Origin of the sequence: Burkholderia sp. KCJ3K979, from assembly GCF_016759955.1 — a bacterium.
Lineage (GTDB): Bacteria > Pseudomonadota > Gammaproteobacteria > Burkholderiales > Burkholderiaceae > Burkholderia > Burkholderia orbicola.
Genome location: NZ_JACFYV010000356.1, coordinates 1 through 3,680 on the forward strand (window position 1 = coordinate 1; position 3,680 = coordinate 3,680).

Below are 3,680 nucleotides of genomic sequence, written 5' to 3' on the forward strand. Positions count from 1 at the left end.
GCTCCCGAGCCCCAGCCCCGCCGCGCGCTGAATCAGCTCGACGTCGTTGTTCGCGCCGAGCTTCTTCATCGCGCTGATCTTCTGCGCGCTGACCGTCTGCTTGCCCTTGCTCAGGCGCTGTGCGATCGTCTTGATCGGCACGCCCGACAGATACAGTCGAATCACCTCTATCTCGCGCGCCGACAGCTTCACGGGCGGGTCGCCGCGCGTGCCGAGCGCATCGACCGCGCGCCGGACGGACGGCGACAGATAGGCGCCGCCGCTGTAACTCGAATGGATCGCCGTGACGATGTGGCCGACCTCGTCGAGCTTGCTGACGACGCTCACGTGGCCAATCCCCAGGATCGAGCGGAAGATCAGCGGATTCTCGTTGGCGACCAGCGCGACGATCCCGACGTTCGGCCGCATGCGGCGCAGCCAGTCGAACAGCGCGAGGCCGTCCATCTGCTCGTCGCCGGGAATCGCATAGTCGACCAGCACGACGTCGCAGTCGACGCCGCCGAGCGACGCGACCAGTTCGGCCGCGCTCCGGTAGACCGCGACGAGCTCGATCGCGCAGGTGCTGCCTGCGATCTGCTCGATGCCGGCCAGCGTCAACGGCCAGTCGTACGCGACGACGATGCGAACATTGAATTTCCTCATGCGCAGTTCCTGGTAATTCACCGGCCGCGCCACGCGAAAGGTGTCGGCCGGTTGGGCGTTGAAAGGACGTTCAGGCTACTTTTAGCCTGAACGTCGATTCTATGAACGTACGCAAGGACGCGATATCGGACGGCGTACGAATTGGCCGCCGCAGACGTAATACGGGTTTGATATTTGCACCGGTCCGACGCCCGGCGGCCGGCGGTCGATTGCAGCGGCATCGGCCCGACGGCCAGGGTCGCGCGCCGCGCGGCCGGTCAGCAGGTAAAATTGCGCCTTTGCATGCCACCCCGGCCCGCCGGCGGCGAGCGACGCGCCGCTGCCGGCCGCGCGCCCCGCCCGTTCGCCGGCTTGCCCGTACCGCCCGCTTTCCTCATGACCGATTCCGACCTGCAATCCGACGACACCTCCATCCACGAAGACGGCCTCTGGCGCGACAACGGCTGGACGGCCCGCATCATCAAGAACGAAGACGACGACGGCTGGGCCGTCGAGATGGTCAAGGACGGCGAGTCCGAGCCCGCGCTCGTCGGGCCGTGGACCATGGGCCGCGACAAGAAGAACCCGAAGCCGATGGACGCGAACGCGTTCCGCACGCTCGTGAAAACCGCGACCGAAGTGCTGATGCGGCACGAACAGCAGCGGCGCGCGCTGCTGCACAAGGAAGTGACGGTGCAGGACGAAGCCGGGCAGGATGTGTCGGTGACGCTCGACATCGTGCCGGACGAGTTCGAGCCGTATGCACAGCTCAAGGCATTCGATCCGTATGGCGAGCTGCTGGCCGACGCGAAGGTGTCGGCCGGGTTCAAGCTCAACAAGGCCAGCGCCGAACGCTGGGTCGCCTCGGGCTTCGACCGGCCTGCCTGAGCCCGCACGACGCGCCGAAGCGCGATCAGGCGCCGGCGCCGCGCTCCGCGCGCGCGAGCCGGCGTGCGGCCAGCTTGCGCCGCACGAGCTCCTCGAACTGCTGCGTCGCGACCTCCGGGTCGCGCGCGGCGAGGCCCAGCAGGTTGCGCGCGAGCTGGATCGGCGTCAGCACGATGCCCCACGGCAGCCCCCACCAGCCGAGCGTGGCCGATGCGAGCAGCGCGAGCGCCTGCTTCCTGCGCCCGCAGCGGCGGCAGCACACGTGGCGCCGCGTGGCCCAGCGCGTGACGAACAGGAGCGACACGACGCGATGCGACGCGTGAACGTCGACCGGCCACCCTTCTCGCAGGCAGATCGGGCATGGCCCGTAGCGCCAGTCGTCGACGTACTGCCGGACCTTCGCGTCGGGCACCCGTTCGGCCTCGACGACGACCGGATGCGCGTGCGCGCATGCCGGGCCGCAATAGCGGCGCCCGTCGATCGACTGCCCGCCGAGCAGGAACGTCCTGCCGCAGTGACTGCACTCTGCCACGATGACCTCGGATGAACGTGATGCGCCGCCTGCCGGTCGCGCGCACCTCGATGCGCGCGTGCCGGCCGGGCCATTTCATGTCTTAACGGCCGCCGCCGCGAGGTCTTGAGCGGTCGCGCGCCATGGCGCGTCAGCTGTGCAGCCCGTGCGCGATCATCAGACGGTACAGCGTCGCGCGCGAGATGCCGAGCTCCGCCGCGACGTCCGCATGCTGGTGGCGGTGACGCAGCAGCGTTTCCTCGATCGCGTGCCGCTCGGCCTGCCGGCGCGCCTGCGCGAGCGTCGGCGGCCGCAGCGACGTATACGGACGCAATTCGAGATCGGCGGCCGAGATCAGCGGGCCGTTCGTCATCACGACCGCGAAGCGGATCCGGTTGATCAGCTCGCGCACGTTGCCGGGCCACGGATAGTTGTGGATCGCCTCGATCGCGCACGGCGTGAAGCCGCGAATCCGGTACGAGCCGTCGTCGCGATAGCGCCGCAGCACGTCGTCGGCGAGCAGCATGATGTCGCGGCCGCGCATGCGCAGCGGCGGCTCGTCGATCCGCAGCACGCACAGGCGGTAATACAGGTCGGCGCGGAATCGCCCGGCCTGCATCGCGGCCTCGAGATCGACGTGGGTCGCCGACACGATCCGCACGTCGACCGGAATCGACGCATGCCCGCCGAGCCGCTCGATCTTGCCTTCCTGCAGGAACCGCAGCAGGCTCGCCTGGCTCTCGAACGGCATGTCGCCGATTTCGTCGAGAAACAGCGTGCCGCCGTGCGCGGCCTCGATGCGGCCGATCTTGCGCTGGTGCGCGCCGGTGAACGCGCCGCGCTCGTGGCCGAACAGTTCGGCCTGCAGCAGCGTCGTCGGGATGGCCGCGCAGTTCACGGCGACGAACGGTGCGTCGGCACGCGACGACTGCCGATGGATCGCCGCCGCCGTCAGTTCCTTGCCGGTGCCGGATTCGCCGGCGATGAACACGGTCGCCTCGGTGTTCGCGACCTTGCGGATCGTCGCGAACAGCCGGCGCATCGCGCCGCACGCGCCGATCATCGCGCCGCCGGGCGGCGGCGCCTCCGCGGCCGGGTCGCCGTCCGCGAGCTTCAGCATCCCGTACGCATGGCCGACGAGATAGCCGATCGTCGTGTAGGCTCCCGCATTGCGCACGTAGTCGAAGCAGCAGTGGCGGATCAGGCGCGCGATCGTGATGTTGCGCAGTCGCTCGCCGTCGGCGAGCGCGACCCAGCCGACCCGCGGGTCACGCAGCAGTGCCTCGAACGACGCGACGTCCGGCGACGCGAAGCTGCCGAAATCGACGATGCCCGCATGCGGACGGTTCGCCTTGACGAAATTCAGCGCGTCCGCGACGGTTTTGGCGCGCCACACGTCCCAGCCGCGCGACGCGAGCACATCGACGAGCGCGGCATCGTGTTGCTGCGACAGGTAGACGAGCGGCCGCGACGGCGCGACGGGATTGTGCCGGACCGCGATGAACGGCAGCGCACTCACCAGCCGTTCGACATCCCGCGGGCCCGACATGCTCAGCTGACAGCAATGGTTCACGATCGCCTCGCCGCATAAGGGTATGTATCGGAGCGGCCGTTGCCCGATCGTGCGCGGCAGGGCCCGTGGTCCCGCGGCGCGGCGCCG

At 69.2% G+C, this 3,680-nt stretch carries 4 protein-coding genes; 1 reads left to right on the forward strand and 3 read right to left on the reverse strand.

The annotated features are described in order from the left end of the window. Positions 1–642: response regulator transcription factor (locus H3O04_RS34470; protein ID WP_202589422.1), on the reverse strand; the 642-nt coding region annotated here is incomplete at its 3' end. A gap of 375 nt (positions 643–1,017) precedes the next feature. Between H3O04_RS34470 and H3O04_RS34475 the strand changes: the two genes are divergently transcribed. Further along, positions 1,018–1,509: a hypothetical protein gene (locus H3O04_RS34475; protein WP_011547320.1), complete on the forward strand. Its 492-nt coding sequence runs from the start codon at positions 1,018–1,020 to the stop codon at positions 1,507–1,509. 25 nt (positions 1,510–1,534) lie between these two features. On the opposite strand, the gene H3O04_RS34480 is transcribed toward H3O04_RS34475, so the two are convergent. Next, the gene (locus H3O04_RS34480) at positions 1,535–2,041 is read right to left on the reverse strand and encodes a hypothetical protein (protein WP_202589423.1); all 507 of its coding nucleotides are present in this window, start codon (positions 2,039–2,041) and stop codon (positions 1,535–1,537) included. A gap of 130 nt (positions 2,042–2,171) precedes the next feature. Continuing rightward, the gene (locus tag H3O04_RS34485; protein ID WP_202589424.1) at positions 2,172–3,569 is read right to left on the reverse strand and encodes a sigma-54 dependent transcriptional regulator; all 1,398 of its coding nucleotides are present in this window, start codon (positions 3,567–3,569) and stop codon (positions 2,172–2,174) included. Positions 3,570–3,680 lie beyond the last annotated feature (111 nt).